Origin of the sequence: Ensifer adhaerens (genome assembly GCF_000697965.2) — a bacterium.
In the GTDB taxonomy this organism is placed as follows: Bacteria; Pseudomonadota; Alphaproteobacteria; order Rhizobiales; family Rhizobiaceae; genus Ensifer; species Ensifer adhaerens.
Window position 1 is genome coordinate 760726 of record NZ_CP015881.1, and the last position, 14141, is coordinate 774866.

Sequence of the window (14141 nt, forward strand, 5' to 3'; positions counted from 1 at the left end):
TATGTAGATAAATTATTCCGCTTTTTGCGGCTTTGCAGAGAGCCCATTCCAAATTTGAGATCCGTGGCAGCGCTCTGTGCCATGCATGGAAAGCAGCGTCAGAACTGCACGCCGCCGTAGCGGCCGTTGTGGTAGACGATCGGTTCGCCGGTCCCCGCGGTAATCGCCACCACCCGACCGAGGATGATCGCATGGCTATGGCGCTCGATGATCTCCTCGACCTCGCAATCGATGGCGGCAAGCGCGCCGGCAAGCGCCGACGCGCCGCTGGCAAGCCGGATCCATTCGGCGCCATCGTAGCGAGCGGCGCCCTTGGTGCCATCGACACCGGAGAAACGCTCGGCGACCCTTTGCTGTTCGCGCGACAGAAGGTTGACGCAGAAATGCCGATAGCGCTCGATGACCGGCCAGGTGGAGGATGTGCGGTTGATGTTGACGATCATGGTCGGCGGATCGACGGCGAGCGCGGTTGCGGAGGTCACGGTGGCGCCGGTACGCTCTTCGCCTATCCCTGCGGTGATGACGGAGACGCCACCTGAGAAGTTGCGCATGGCCGCCTTCAGCGCCGGCGTGGTGATCGACCCGTAACCATTGGCGGTCGGAACGATGGCATCGAATGCGGGAGAAGCGGCAAGCGCAATGGTCATGGCCAAATCCTCGAAAAATTTAATCTAATTCCCGGTCGCTCACGGCTGTTGCGGGAAAAATTTTTCCTCACATCAAAAATGATCGTCCGAATTCTTATTGTCAATAAATTTTATAGAGTTTATGCTTTTTGGCAATCGAGGGACGCTCTTGCGTGCCTCCGAAGGAACCTGCGAGGAGGCTTGCGCGAATGGGAATTGTGCCCGACGAAATCCCCGAGAAGATCCCCGAAAAGATCAATGTGCTCTGGTTTCTGCCGACCCACGGCGATAGCCGCTATCTCGGAACCACGCGCGGCGGCCGAAACGTGGACCTCAATTATCTCAAGCAGGTCGCGCAGGCCGCCGATACGCTCGGCTACTATGGCGTGCTCATCCCGACGGGGCGGAGTTGCGAGGACAGTTGGGTGGTCGCTTCGGCGCTGGCGCCGCTCACTGAAAAGTTGCGGTTCCTGATCGCGGTTCGGCCCGGCCTGCTTTCGCCCACGCTCGCGGCACGCATGACGGCCACGCTGGACCGTCTCTCGGGTGGACGGCTGCTGATCAACGTCGTTACCGGCGGCGATCCGATCGAAAACAAGGGCGACGGCATACATCTCGCGCATGGCGAACGCTACGAGGTGACCGAGGAATTCCTGAACGTCTACAAGGCCGTGCTTCGCGGCGAAGAGGTCGATTTCAAGGGGAACCACTTCGATATCGAAGGCGGGAAGCTCCTGTTTCCGTGCGTACAGCAGCCCCACCCGCCGCTTTACTTCGGCGGCTCCTCCGGCAAGGGCCAGGAGGTGGCAGCGCGCACGATCGACAAGTACCTGACCTGGGGCGAGCCGGTCGAGGACGTTGCCCGCAAGATCGCCGAAGTGCGCGCCCTGGCCGAAGCCGAGGGCAGGGACGTTACCTTCGGCATCCGCCTTCATGTGATCGTTCGCGAAACCGCAAAGGAAGCGTGGCAGGCCGCCGACGAACTGATACAATATGTGGATGACGACACGATTGCTGCCGCACAGAAGGTGTTCGAGCGCATGGATTCTGTTGGTCAGAGCCGCATGAGCCGCCTGCATGGTGGTCGCCGTGACAAGCTCGAAATTGCTCCCAATCTCTGGGCCGGCGTCGGCCTGGTGCGCGGAGGGGCAGGAACGGCGCTCGTCGGCGATCCCGATCAAGTCAGGGCGCGCATGGAAGAATACCGACAAATCGGCATCGACAGCTTTATCCTGTCCGGTTACCCGCATCTCGAAGAGGCCTATCGCTTCGGTGAACTGGTTCTGCCGCATCTGCCGCTGGCCCACGCCATCCCGGCACGCGAGACGTCGATCAACACCGGGCCGTTCGGCGAAACCATCGCCGGCGATCATCGCCCGAAGCTGAAGGTCTCCCAGTCGTGACAGCTGTGCGGCGACCGGTCATTGCCATTGTCGGCGGCGGCTTCACCGGCGCAGTGGTCGCGGCGAACCTTGCACGCCATGCCGCCAGCGACGGCGCCGCCATCGTGGTCTTCGAGCCGCGAGACCGGCTCGGCGCCGGCCTTGCCTATGATAGCGGCAATCCCGCCCATCGCACGAATGTGCCTGCGGCCCGCATGAGCCTCGTTCCTGATGATCCCGACGATTTTTTGAACTGGCTGGCGGCCCATGGCGAGCCACGCGGCGACCCGGACGCAAGGGCGGCCGATGGCCATCTTTATGTGCGGCGGGCGGTGTTCGGGCGATACGTCGGCGCGTTCGTCGCGCCGTTTGTGCGGAGCGGCAAGGTCGTGCACCGGCGCGAGCGCATCGCGCGCATCGAGCGGCGTGGAGCGCGCTGGAAGCTGACCTCCGACGCTGGGACGGAGCTGCTGGCCGACATCGTCGTGATCGCCACGACGCATCCCTCGCCTTGTGCGCCGAAGCGCGTTGCACAGGCGCTCGAAGGCCACCCGCGTTTCGTCGCCGACACTACGGTCGCCGGGTCTCTTACCTGCCTTCGTCCCGATGATCACGTTCTGGTGCTTGGAAACGGCCTGACGGCGGCGGACGTGATTGCGTCGCTGAGGCTCGCCGACCACCGCGGCTCGATCGTCGCCCTGTCGCGCCGCGGACTTCGTTCGCGAGGCCACGCGGGAAGGGCACAGGAACCCTTCGGTGATTTTGTCGGTACCCCGGCGCGAACCGCGCTCGAACTGCTTCGACGCGTGCGCCTGGCGGTGCGGCAGGCCGCTCTGGCGGGGCTCAGCTGGCATGCGGTTTTCGACGCTTTGCGTAGCCAGGGCGGACAAGTCTGGCGGGCGTTGCCGGTTGCAGAGCGACGCCGCCTCGTGCAGCGCCTGCGACCGTTCTGGGACGCCCACCGGTTCCGCGTGGCGCCGCAGATCGATGACGCGATCCGACAGGCAATCGAGACGGGACAGTTGCGTGTCCTCGGCGCTTCGATCGAAGGCGTCGAGCGCTACGGTCAGGTCATCGCGGTCGATATCCGTCACCGGCAGACGCGCATCCGGGAACGCCTGTTGTTCGATGCCTGCGTCGTGACGACCGGTCCGGCGCATACGGGTGTTCTTTCCAGCCAGGACTGGCTCGCGGATCTGGCGTCGAAGGGCTGGCTGCGCCTAGACAGTGTCGGACTGGGGCTTGCCTGCGATGAGGCGAGTCGGGCGATCGGGACGAGTGGCGTGGCCGAGAGATCGCTGATCGTTGCCGGGCCGCTGGCGCGCGGCACCTTCGGCGAACTCATGGGCCTGCCACAGGTCAACGATCACGCCATCTTCATTGCCGATGAGATCGCCGAGATGCTGGCGCGGCCGGACAGGGCCGCCACCCGCCGCAGGTCGGCGTCATCCGTTCGGCAACGACTGGTCACGACCCTCGACGGCGCCGCCAGGCGTTGAAGCCGGAGCCTCGCCGTCGAGCCGGCGGGACCAATCTTCGACAGCCCGCGTCTGCAGGCGCTTGGCTGCATAGTCCCGCCAATTCGGGGGCAGGATGGCGAGATCGGCGATTTCGGACAGGGCATCGCAGTTGAGCGTATCGACATAGAGATAGTGCCACAGCCGGGCGATCGTCCATTCGGGATAGCGCCGCTCGACGAGTTGCATCCGCTCACCGGGCGAAACCAAGCCGGTTTCGATGACCCGGTAGTACCATCCCGTTCGGCCGGTCTGCTGGACGCGGCGGGCCATATCCGGCAGATCGAAACGGCGGTTCAGCTTCCAGCAGGGTTGCCGGCCCTGGCTCACCTCCAGAAGGGCTTTACCAAGGCGAAACCGGTCGCCGACCGCGACATCTCTTTCCGTCAATCCCAAGGCCGAGATGTTCTCGCCGAAGGCGCCCGGCTGCTCCAGCCTGGTTACGCTTCCGAGATCCTTGACCCAAGCCTCGTAGTGGTCGCGCGGGTAATGATGCACGGCCTTATCCGGGCCACCGTGCCTCTTCAGATCGCCCTGATGGTCGCCGGCAAAGCCGGTTGTGCCGAGATGTACCGGCCCGAGAGCCTGGTGTTTGTCGATACCGCTTAAGGTTCCGCGGTCGTCGATCGGCGTGAGGGTGCCGATGAGCAGGGCGTCGAGCGCAATCGGGGCCTGTTCAACCATCGATGTTCTCCAGCCATTCGCCGATCATCGACGCGGCCGCCGCCTCCAGGCGAGGCCCGTAACGTCGGGCGTCGGCGCGTAGGCCCGGCACGCTGAGCCCGGCGGTCGCCAGTTCGCAGGCGTGACCGACAAGCCAGCGTTCAAAGGCCGCGCCGGCTTGGGCCTCCGGGTGAAACTGAAGGGCGAGCACTGTATTGCCGCGCGCGAAGCCTTGCTGCGCGATCAGCGATGTCGAGGCCAGCAGGTCAGTGCTGGCCGGCAGGTCGTAGGTGTCACCGTGCCAATGCAGGACGGAGACGTCGGCGAGATGGCGGAGAGCCGAGGCCTCGCCTGCGGCGCTAAGGCTCAGCGGCGAAAACCCGATCTCCTTCAGGCCGGAAGGGTAGACGCGGGCACCGAGCGCGCGGGCGATCAGCTGGGCGCCGAGGCAGATTCCGAGCGTCGGCCGGTTGCCGGCAAGACGTGCCTGAAGCATGGCGATTTCCCCGGCGATGAAGGGATAGGCCTCGTCTTCATAGACACCGATCGGACCGCCGAGCACGATGACGAGATCGGGCTCCAACGGATCGAAAGAGAGGTAATTTTCGTCGCCGACATCGCGGTACTCGATTTCAAATCCCGCCGCCCGCAGCGGTCCGGCAAAGCTGCCGAGATCTTCGAAATGCACATGTCTGAGGGCGAGTGCCATTCTGGTCGTCATCGTCTGTTCTCCCATGCTCAGAGGTTCTATCCGGCACGCGCGTCGGGCACGCATCCTTCGCTCGTGCACCCGGCTGAAGTGGCGGTGGCCCCGCTGAAATCGGGGATCGGGGCGGAAAGGAGTGTCGCAAGACGCACGCCGATGACCATGTCGTCTTCGATGCCGAAGCGGTGGTGTTCGACATGACCGTCGCGTCCGATGATGATTGCCGTCGGCGTGCCTCGCATGCCGTAGCGCTCCATCGTTTTCGGTATCGGTCCCTGCTCGGAAGGCTGGTCGACGGCGATCGGGAAGGTCAGGCGATACTCATGAATGAAAGCCTTCAGCGCCTCGGGTGTCATGACCGCGTGATGCTCGAACACCGAATGCAGGCCGAGGACCTGAAGATCGGTATCCCGAAAAATGCTCTGGACGCGCTGCATCTGCGGCAGTCCGTGCGAAACGCAGGCCGGGCACAGCATCTGAAACGCATGAAGGAAAACGACCCGGCCGCGAAGCCGCGCAAGGCTCGGACGTTCCTGTGTGTTGAACCAGGTCGAAACGGCCAGTTCCGGAGCCGCGGTCCTGTGATTGCTGTTCATTGTCCTCATCTCCAAGACGGCCGGGCGAACGCTCGTCGCCCGGCCTTTGCGACATGTGCGGATCAGGCGGCTTCGCGAACGAGCTTCACGCCGGGGAAGTCGACCGGAACGGCAAGCGCGACGTTGATGTAGTTGGTGAAAAGGTTGAGCGCGACATGCGCGATGATCTCGACGACGTCCTCGTCATCGAATCCGGCGTCGCGCAAGGTGCGTACATCCACGTCGGATACCTGTCCGCGCGCCTCGACGAGCTTCTGTGCAAAGGTAAGGGCCGCCGCCGTCTTCGGATCGGCGGACTTGCCGTGCTGCGCTGCCGTCATCTCCTCGGCGGTCGCGCCGGCCTTGCGGCCAAGGGCAGTATGAGCCGCCAGGCAATAGTGGCAATCGTTGCGATCCGCGACGGCAACGGCGATCTGCTCGCCGAGCTTGGCGCCGAGGCGTCCCTTGCCGAGCGCGCCGAAGGAGCCCCACATGCTGGCAAGGGCCGCCGGTGAATTGGCGACGGCGCGGAACATGTTGGGTGCTACCCCGAAGGCGGAGCGGATTTCGCCAAGCAGTTCGGCGCTGGCGCCAGTTGCCGAAACGGGGTCGACTAGATTAATTCTGCTCATGGTTTTCTCTTTCTATTTGCTGGAGGGAGAAAATTGCCGGTCCGCCGATGGCAGTCGTCGGACCGGCGCCGACATCATCGTCTGTCCGCTTGCGACGCAGGAAACAGCGCTCGCGAATTCCGATGGTGAAGCTTGTGGCGAGGCGCCGGGGGGCTTAGCGACGCCTTCGGAACCGCCGGCATTGGCGCCGGCGGCTGGATCGTTTCGCATGATCAGACCGTCTCGCGATTGAAGAGACGCCAGGCGGCCCTTTGTGCTTCGGGTTCTGCCGTTTCGTATTCGCCGCAATCGACGCGCAGTTCCGCCGGTCCGAACGCAGCATCGACGAACGCGCAGTGATGCGGCGCCTTCGGGTCGTCATAGACATGCGGCCGGAAGTATCGACAGTTGACGCACATGCGCTGTTCCGGGATGGCGCCAGCCGCCTGCAGACTACGGATGATCTTGACGAGATGCATGAGCAGATCTTGCTGCTCCAGCCTCGAAAGCGAAGCGATGGCATCCTCCGTGGCCGATGCGAGCCGCCCCGCCTGTCGCACTGCGTCCTCGCCGGCCGGCGTGGTGGCAACCGAAAGGGCGCGCGCGTCGCTCGGATCCGGCCGCTTCTCGACCAGCCCCTTGCGCAAGAGCGCGTTGACCGAGTCCGTCGTCGTCGGCTGGCTGACGCCGAGATAACCGGCGATCTGTTTTACCCGCATTCCGCTGCGTCTACCGGCAACCAGGAAGGTCAGGATCTGCAATTGCGTCGGATTGAGGCCGATCGCTTCAGCACTCGACCAGGCCTCGGTGCGCATGGCCGTCGCTACGCGGGAAAGGCCGTCGCCGATACGGTCGATCAGGGGCGGTGTCGTGTCAGGTTCCTTGCTCATGTGGTCATTAATATAGGAATCCTATGTATTGTCAATGCCGACAAAAAAGCGGCGCGAATTTGACGCGCATCAAAGTGGAGGGGGCGTCTTAGGCTTAATCCTCTTCTCGAACAACCCGAGCACGGGCTGGTCGCTCAAATGGAGAAGACGATGTTGAATGCAATCAAGAGCGGATTTGGTATCGCGATCGCGGCAATGCTGGTCGCCGCACCGGCAGCCGCCGCGGACTTCGAAGTGCACATGCTGAACAAGGGCAAGGACGGCGCGATGGTTTTCGAGCCGGCGTCGCTGAAGGTTGCGCCTGGCGACACGGTCACCTTCATCCCGACCGACAAGGGACATAACGTCGAAACCATCAAGGGCATGATCCCCGATGGCGCCGAGGCCTTCAAAAGCAAGATCAATGAAAACTACAAGGTGACTTTCACGGCGCCGGGCGTCTACGGCGTAAAGTGCACGCCGCACTACGGCATGGGCATGGTCGGCGTCGTTCAGGTCGGCGATGCGCCGGCCAACCTGGAAGCGGTCAAGGGAGCGAAGAACCCGAAGAAGGCTCAGGAACGCCTGGACGCAGCCCTCGCGGCGCTCGGTAACTAAGCGACTTCTAGCGCTTCGGAGCGGGGTGGGGACAGGCCGCTCCTGGCGTCTGCGCACTGGGTGAGGCGCGGGCGCCATCATGCGGAACCAATGCGAAGCATTCGCGTTGGTTCCGCATGGATCAGATCACTGCCGAATTGTTCCCGCCATCGCAAATTCCCTATCCGGTCATTTTTGCGCGCATTCTTGGAGCGCTGCTGATGGGCGCGGTCATCGGCTTCGAGCGCGAGGTCAAGGCACGACCAGCCGGCCTCAAGACCCATATGCTCGTCTGCCTCGCAGCCTGCACCTTCGGCATCATCTCGATCGAAAGCGTCCGCCTCGGCGGCTTCTTCGACGAACGCGTCCGCATCGATCCTCTGCGCGTGGTGGAGGCGGTCACAGCCGGTGTCGCCTTTCTTGCAGCCGGCACAATCGTCTTGTCTCGCGGCGAGGTTCAGGGCCTGACGACCGGGGCCAGCCTCTGGCTTGCCGGCGCGATCGGCATTTCGGTCGGCTTCGGCCATTGGATCGTTGCCGGCCTGGCGGTCGGTTCCGCCTTCGCCGTTCTCACCATCATCGGCTACTTCGAAGCCAAGGCCGTGCGACACCAAAAGCCTGACGTGGAGCCGGAGGGTAAGGCGAGCGACGAGGGCGGCAAGAAGCAAGCCTAACGATAGGTTTGCGATAGTCCTGAGCGCCGTCTCGAGTCTTAGGGTAATACCCTGCCGTCTCAGGCTAGGTGCAACGCAATGCTATTCTGCACAGAAAGGTTGTGTCCCGCTGGCGCCCTCGACCCGGCGTCGCCATCGTGTCTTCAGGGGCGAGCCCATCTGTTTATGACCCGGTGAAGGCCGCCTGCGCCATATGGCGTGGCGAGGAAATGTGTTCGGCAATCCCGATCGAAACGGCTAAGCTCGTAAGCGGCCTGTTTCCAAGGAAGGTTCAATGGACGCCACCGGTTCCCTTGCTGCCAAGCTGTTGTCGGAGACCCTGATGTTCGACCAGACGTCATTGGCTGCGTTGGAAGCCTTGGCCGCCAATTCCGATCGCGGCATCGTGCGGCGCGGCGAGATCCTGGTCCGCCAAGGCGAGCCGTCGGACCGGTTTTTCGTGGTCCTGTCCGGCCGCTTTACCGTCCACCGGGATGACGTCTCCGACCCTATTGCCGAGATAGGGCAGGGCGAACTCGTTGGCGAGGTCGGTTTCTTCGCCGGGCTGCCGCGCATGGCTACGGTCGTTGCTGCTCGCGATTCCATTGTTCTTTCGATCTGTGACCACCAGTTCGAAAAGGCGGCGAGTGCCCTGCCGAGCCTGCGCCAATCGGTCACCACGTTTCTGGCGCGACGGTTTGCCAAGCAGGCACCGGCTTCGCCGCATGCCAAGGGCGCCTGCCGGATAAGGACGCTCGCAATTGTTGCTGCCGGAAGCAGCCGGGTTTCTCCCCGCTTCATCGACCTACTGCGCAAGGCTTTTTCCGGATCCACGCGCACGGCTTTCCTGGCGAGGGCCGACATCGAAGAGCGCTTTCCCGGCGTTCCGATCGATGATCAGCCGGTGCTGGACTGGCTCAACCAATTGGAAGCCAAGACCGGAGGCATCGTCTACATCACCGACGACGAACCAAGCGACTGGACGCGTGTCTGCATCCGCCAGGCCGATGGTGTCCTGTTGGTCGGCGAGCCGTCCGGCTCTGCAAAACTCAACCCGTCAGAGCAACTGGCGCTGTCAGTGCACTCGCCATCGAGCGTGCGGCTCGTTCTGGTGCATGACAAGCGCGCCGCAACGGTCGTCGGCACCAGCGGCTGGCTGAACGAGCGCCCCGGACTCCGGCAGCATCATCACGTGGCGCTCGAAGACATTGAGGATGTCGAGCGTTTGGTCCGCTTCATTGCCGGCCAGGCGAGGGGCTTTGTCGCAGCCGGCGGGGGCTCGCTCGGATGCGCGCATCTTGGCGTCCACAAGGCTTTTATCGAGGCCGGCGCCTCCTTCGACTATCTGGGAGGCACCAGTTCGGGAGCGGCGATGATGGCGGGCTTCGCCCGCGGCATGAACGCCGACGAGATCAATCGTGGGACGCACGAGATCTTCGTCCGCAGCCGCGCGTTCCGTCGCCTGACCGTGCCGCAATATGCGCTGCTGGATCACAAGGTGCTCGACCGCACCCTGCAGGCGGAATATGGCGACGTTCTTATCGAAGACCTCTGGCTGCCATTTTTCGCGCTGTCGACCAATCTCAGCACAGGGCAAGCGCATGTCCATCGCCGCGGAAAACTGTGGCAGGCCGTCAGGGCGTCGGGCTCGATCCCCGGCATACTGCCGCCCTTCTTCACGGCCGACGGTGACATGCTGGTCGACGGGGCGATCATGAACAATCTGCCACTGGAACAGATGAAGGAACTGAAGACAGGGCCGAACGTCGTCGTGAGCCTGGGTGGGGGCGGTCCGGGAAAACAACACATCGACTATGACAGTATTCCCGGCGCGTCCGAACTGACCGTTCGGTTGCTCAACCCCTTCGGCCGCTCGGGCTTGCCGAAAATCCCCAACCTGATCCAGGTCATTGCCGCAAGCATGCTGGCGCACCGGCCGCAGGAGATCGCTCTCGGGGAAAAGGACATCCTGATTTCCCCGCCGGTTTCAGCCGCGATCAGCTTTATGGATTGGAGCCGGCACTCCGAACTGTTCGCCGAAGCCTATCATTGGGCGAAATCATGGATTGATGAGCGTATTGGCGAGAACGACCCGAGGATGGAGGCCATTTGCGGCCTGCCGGCCCGCTATGGCTCGCCGGAAACACATGGCAGCGCGCAGGCGCATTCCGCGCTCTAGGATGCGCCCCGGCATCCGTGGCCTGATCGTTATGTAAGGCCCGCGAGTGCTTTGCATGCGCATGGATTTTCGACTGATCTTGCCGCCCCTGTTAAGTTGTCACTGTCCTCTTGCGGTTGTGGTATTTTAGGATAGCCTTGCATCGGGAGAGCCAGTCGCGGTTCTTTCGTTTTGCAGTGAAAAGACCAATGAATAGAGGGCCATCGGAGATATAGCGGCTCACATTCGAAAATGTTTCGTCCCCGAATTGCACTGCCATTTGGGTTTCCTTGGATGTAACTGCGGGACGTCCCTGGTCATGTGATGCACGGAAACCGTGTATCGCTTCGTCACAGAGCGCCCATTTGCTTGAAGTGGATCGACGTGATGTCTGACAACAAGAATGCCGGCGCACCTCCAAGTGCACAGGACCTCAGAATGCAGATGCTCCAGCGTGAAATGGACGAGATGGACAAGGAGCGGCGACTAAAATCCATCGAAGAGCAAAAGCTCGCCGACTTTGCCGCGGATTTTCTCAAGAAGCATGTAACGGAAGAGGAAATCGCCATCGTTCGCCGGCTGGTCGCGAACGCCGTGAAGGCCGGCAAGTTCGAAGCGATGGTCTACAGCTTCCCGTCCGAGCTTTGCACCGACAGCGGCCGCGCGATCAACAGCGGCGACCGGGATTGGCCAAACACGCTGCAGGGAAAAGCAAAAGAGTTCTTTGACCGCTATCAGGCCTTCGGCAAGCCAAGTGGCTACAAGTTGAAGGCGATGATCATCAACTTCCCGGGTGGCGTGCCCGGTGACGTCGGGTTCTTCTTGAACTGGGCTCCCGAAAAAGCCTGAGTACGACCGTCCCGGCGTCGCATCGCGTTGTCGCGCTGCGGCCCGTCCCGATCGAAAGCGTTCAAAGCCCGCACCTTTGGTGCGGGCTTTTCAGTCTTATAAAACGTCGGGCACGTTTCTACGCACGTGGTCGTCCGCAGCAAAGTCATCCGGTCGTTTCTGGCGCTTGCCGAGATCGGGCTCCGAGAATTTCACGCGCTCGTATGGGATCGACGAGAGAATGTGCGAGATGCAGTTGATGCGGGCACGCTTCTTGTCATCCGACGGTACGATCCACCAGGGCGCGAAATCGGTGTCCGTCATACGGATCATCTCGTTGTAGGCGCGGGTATAATCCCACCAGCGGCGATAGGATTCGACGTCCATCGGACTGAGCTTCCACTGGCGCAGCGGATCGGCAATGCGCTGCCGGAAGCGCTTTTCCTGCTCCTTCTCGCTGACGTCGAGGAAGTATTTGAGCAGGATGATGCCGCTTTCGACCATGGCCGCTTCGAAACGCGGCGCGAGCTCGAGAAAGCGTCGGGCACTGTCATCCGAGCAGAAACCCATAACGCGCTCGACGCCGGGGCGGTTGTACCAGGAGCGATCGAAGATCACGATCTCGCCGGCGGCGGGCAGGTGCTGGATATAGCGCTGCATGTAGATCTGCGACTTCTCGCGGTCGGTCGGCGCCGGCAGCGCGGTCACGCGGAAGACGCGTGGGCTGACACGCTCGGTCAGCCGCTTGATCACACCGCCCTTGCCGGCCGCATCGCGGCCTTCGAAGACGATGACGATGCGCGCGCCTGTTTTCTTCACCCAGGCCTGCAGATGGGCGGTTTCCTGCTGCAGCCGGGCGAGCTCCTTGGCATAGCCCTCGGATGACGAGTCGTCCGAAGTCGTCGCGTCATCGGCTATTTCGCCTTCGCTCTTGTCTTTGCCCTTTTTCTTCTTGCCGTCATGCTTGCCCATTTTTCCCTCCCGTTCGGACATGGTCATCTGGCTTGATCTCGACAGAACCGGTCGGCTGACCGTCGTTCCGCCCGTACTTGGTCTCGTAAGCGTCGAGCGCATCTTCCATTCCCTCGAAGATCATGCCCGGGCCGATCTTCTCGACGACTCCGGAGCGCTCGAGCAGGGCGCGCGCATCGGTATGCAATTCGGCCAGGCCGAGCGTGACGCCGCGGTTCTTCAGGTCGCTCTGCAACTCTCCAAGCATGTCCGCGGCGGTGCTGTCGATTTGCGGGATGGCGCTCGCATCGATCACCAGCCAGCGGGTAGGTTTCGGCAGGCTCTCGGCGATCACCTCGAGGCGCTCGCGGACGTAATCGGCGTTATAGAAAAGCAGACTATCTTGAACCATGCAGGCACCGAAGCCTGGAACCGGGCGTGCCTCGGTCACGCGATGCAGCTTGTAGAAGCCGTCGCGCCCGGGGATGCGGCCCAGCATGGCGTCGTGCGGATACATGGTCTGCAAGATGAGGTAGACCAGTGTTGCAGCGATGGCGATGACCACGCCGTTCAGCACGCCGAGGCCGATCGGTCCCCAAAGGGCAATCAGCGCGAAAATGAACTCGATGCGGTTGACGGTCCAGATCCGTCTGAGGCCGTCGATGTCGATCAGGCTGAGCGCCGTTGCCGCAAGGATCGCCCCGAGCGCGGCGACCGGCAGAATGCGAAGGACGTCACCAAGAAAGAGCAGCACCACCATCAGGGTCCCTGCCGCAACGAGGCTCGCGATCTGCGAACGCCCACCCACGGCAAAGTTCACGGCCGTGCGTGAATCCGAGGCGGTCACCGGAAACGTCCCGAACAGTCCTGCCGCAATGTTGGCGGCGCCGAAGCCGCTCAGTTCACGGTTCGGATCGACGCGGTAGCCGCCGAGCGCCGCAAAGCTGCGCGCGGCGATGACGCCGGAACCGAAACTGACGAGGAAGATTGCCGCGCCGCCGGTCAGCAATCCATCGATCGGCAGACCCTCGAGACGAGGCAGGACGAAGGTCGGCAAGCCGTCGGGAATGTTGCCGACGACCGTCATGCCGCGCCCTTCGAAGTCGAAGAGATATGACAACAACACCGCGACGAAGACGACGATAACAGGACCTGGAACGGGTGAGCGATAGAAGCGGGCGACCTGCAGCAGCGCAAAACACGCCAAGGCAAACACCAGAGTGGGCCAGTGGATGGAGCCGGCCTGCCTCAGAAGTTCGAGAATAGGGCTGATCAGCCCGTCCGACTCGATCTGGACGCCGGTGACGCGCTTGATCTGTCCAACCAGAATCGAGAGGGAAATTCCAGCAAAGAAGCCTGTGAGGATCGGGCGCGACAGAAAGGTCGCGAGCACGCCGAGACGGACGAGGCGTGCAATCAGGCAGAGCATGCCGACGATGAGGGCCAGCAGGGCCGCCGCCGTTACGCGGTCAGCGCTACCGGCAGAGGAGGCGAAGACCGTCGTCAGCACGGCCGCCAGCACCGTCATCGTCGCCGCATCCGGTCCGACGATCAGTTGCCGCGACGGACCGAAAAGGGCGTAGGCGACAAGCGGCGTGATGCTCGCATAAAGGCCCGTCTCGGGCGGCAGCCCGGCGATGGCGGGATAGGCGATGGCGCTCGGCAATCCGACCGCGGCAATGGCGACGCCTGCGGAAATGTCGCTGCGCAACCAACTTCCCTGATACCCCTTAAGGTTGTCCAGAAGCGGCAGGCGAGGCAGGTTCAGCATGCTGACGGTCCCCGGGGGCCTCTTAAAGTGCTCTAAACGCTACAAATCAGGCTGCGCGGGTAGCGCAAACACTGCACTCTACCATTGCGTACATTAGGGTTGCAAAACTTTCCTTTCATCGGCTTCGACAAAAAGAATAAAAGTTGCAGACAATTAGAGGTGGCCTGCCGCGTCGATCCGGCAAGTGCCGGACCGAGGGATCTGCACGAAGTTATGAAGCCCGTGTCAGCTGAG

Annotated in this window: 14 protein-coding genes; 6 read left to right on the forward strand and 8 right to left on the reverse strand. The window is 62.6% G+C overall.

Features of this window, described 5'->3' with window-relative positions; genetic code table 11:
- Positions 1 to 98: 98 nt before the first annotated feature.
- Positions 99 to 647, reverse strand: a complete 549-nt coding sequence (locus FA04_RS23085; protein WP_082566455.1) for a flavin reductase family protein — start codon at positions 645 to 647, stop codon at positions 99 to 101.
- Positions 648 to 835: 188 nt separating this feature from the next.
- Here FA04_RS23085 and ssuD point away from each other — a divergent pair, with 188 nt between their 5' ends.
- Both ssuD and FA04_RS23095 read left to right on the forward strand, forming a co-directional pair.
- On the forward strand, positions 836 to 2029 hold the full coding sequence (ssuD, locus tag FA04_RS23090; RefSeq protein ID WP_034801983.1) for an FMNH2-dependent alkanesulfonate monooxygenase: 1194 nt from the start codon (positions 836 to 838) through the stop codon (positions 2027 to 2029).
- Positions 2026 to 3507, forward strand: coding sequence for an FAD/NAD(P)-binding protein (locus tag FA04_RS23095; protein WP_051659603.1), 1482 nt, complete (start codon positions 2026 to 2028; stop codon positions 3505 to 3507). The genes ssuD and FA04_RS23095 overlap by 4 nt, the downstream gene beginning before the upstream one ends.
- Here FA04_RS23095 and FA04_RS23100 read toward each other — a convergent pair.
- From FA04_RS23100 to FA04_RS23120, 5 genes are all read right to left on the reverse strand, one after another.
- Complete coding sequence (locus tag FA04_RS23100; RefSeq protein ID WP_034801985.1) at positions 3454 to 4209, reverse strand: MOSC domain-containing protein; 756 nt, start codon at positions 4207 to 4209, stop codon at positions 3454 to 3456. The two genes, FA04_RS23095 and FA04_RS23100, sit on opposite strands and share 54 nt — an antisense overlap.
- A complete protein-coding gene (locus FA04_RS23105) occupies positions 4202 to 4909 on the reverse strand; it encodes a glutamine amidotransferase (protein ID WP_034801988.1) in 708 nt (235 codons plus the stop codon). Before FA04_RS23105 ends, FA04_RS23100 begins: the two co-directional genes overlap by 8 nt.
- A 26-nt stretch (positions 4910 to 4935) precedes the next feature.
- The gene (locus tag FA04_RS23110; RefSeq protein WP_156553051.1) at positions 4936 to 5490 is read right to left on the reverse strand and encodes a peroxiredoxin family protein; all 555 of its coding nucleotides are present in this window, start codon (positions 5488 to 5490) and stop codon (positions 4936 to 4938) included.
- A 62-nt stretch (positions 5491 to 5552) separates the two neighbouring features.
- A complete protein-coding gene (locus FA04_RS23115) occupies positions 5553 to 6101 on the reverse strand; it encodes a carboxymuconolactone decarboxylase family protein (protein ID WP_034801991.1) in 549 nt (182 codons plus the stop codon).
- A 212-nt stretch (positions 6102 to 6313) separates the two neighbouring features.
- Positions 6314 to 6970 carry a MarR family winged helix-turn-helix transcriptional regulator gene (locus FA04_RS23120; RefSeq protein WP_051659604.1) on the reverse strand — a complete coding sequence of 219 codons (657 nt, stop codon included), beginning with the start codon at positions 6968 to 6970 and terminating at the stop codon, positions 6314 to 6316.
- A 150-nt stretch (positions 6971 to 7120) separates the two neighbouring features.
- On the opposite strand from FA04_RS23120, the gene FA04_RS23125 reads away from it, so the two are divergent.
- The 4 genes from FA04_RS23125 to FA04_RS23140 all read left to right on the forward strand — a co-directional run bounded on the left by FA04_RS23125 (position 7121) and on the right by FA04_RS23140 (position 11206).
- Entirely contained in the window at positions 7121 to 7567 is a 447-nt protein-coding gene (locus FA04_RS23125; RefSeq protein WP_082005895.1) for a pseudoazurin, read from the forward strand.
- 116 nt (positions 7568 to 7683) lie between these two features.
- Positions 7684 to 8220: an MgtC/SapB family protein gene (locus FA04_RS23130; RefSeq protein ID WP_034801997.1), complete on the forward strand. Its 537-nt coding sequence runs from the start codon at positions 7684 to 7686 to the stop codon at positions 8218 to 8220.
- A 274-nt stretch (positions 8221 to 8494) separates the two neighbouring features.
- Positions 8495 to 10378, forward strand: a complete 1884-nt coding sequence (locus FA04_RS23135) for a patatin-like phospholipase family protein (RefSeq protein ID WP_051659605.1) — start codon at positions 8495 to 8497, stop codon at positions 10376 to 10378.
- Positions 10379 to 10744: 366 nt separating this feature from the next.
- On the forward strand, positions 10745 to 11206 hold the full coding sequence (locus tag FA04_RS23140; RefSeq protein WP_034802042.1) for a hypothetical protein: 462 nt from the start codon (positions 10745 to 10747) through the stop codon (positions 11204 to 11206).
- 96 nt (positions 11207 to 11302) lie between these two features.
- On the opposite strand, the gene ppk2 is transcribed toward FA04_RS23140, so the two are convergent.
- Both ppk2 and FA04_RS23150 read right to left on the reverse strand, forming a co-directional pair.
- The gene (gene ppk2 / locus FA04_RS23145; RefSeq protein WP_034802000.1) at positions 11303 to 12157 is read right to left on the reverse strand and encodes a polyphosphate kinase 2; all 855 of its coding nucleotides are present in this window, start codon (positions 12155 to 12157) and stop codon (positions 11303 to 11305) included.
- Positions 12144 to 13907, reverse strand: a complete 1764-nt coding sequence (locus tag FA04_RS23150) for a SulP family inorganic anion transporter (protein ID WP_051659606.1) — start codon at positions 13905 to 13907, stop codon at positions 12144 to 12146. Before FA04_RS23150 ends, ppk2 begins: the two co-directional genes overlap by 14 nt.
- Positions 13908 to 14141: the final 234 nt, after the last annotated feature.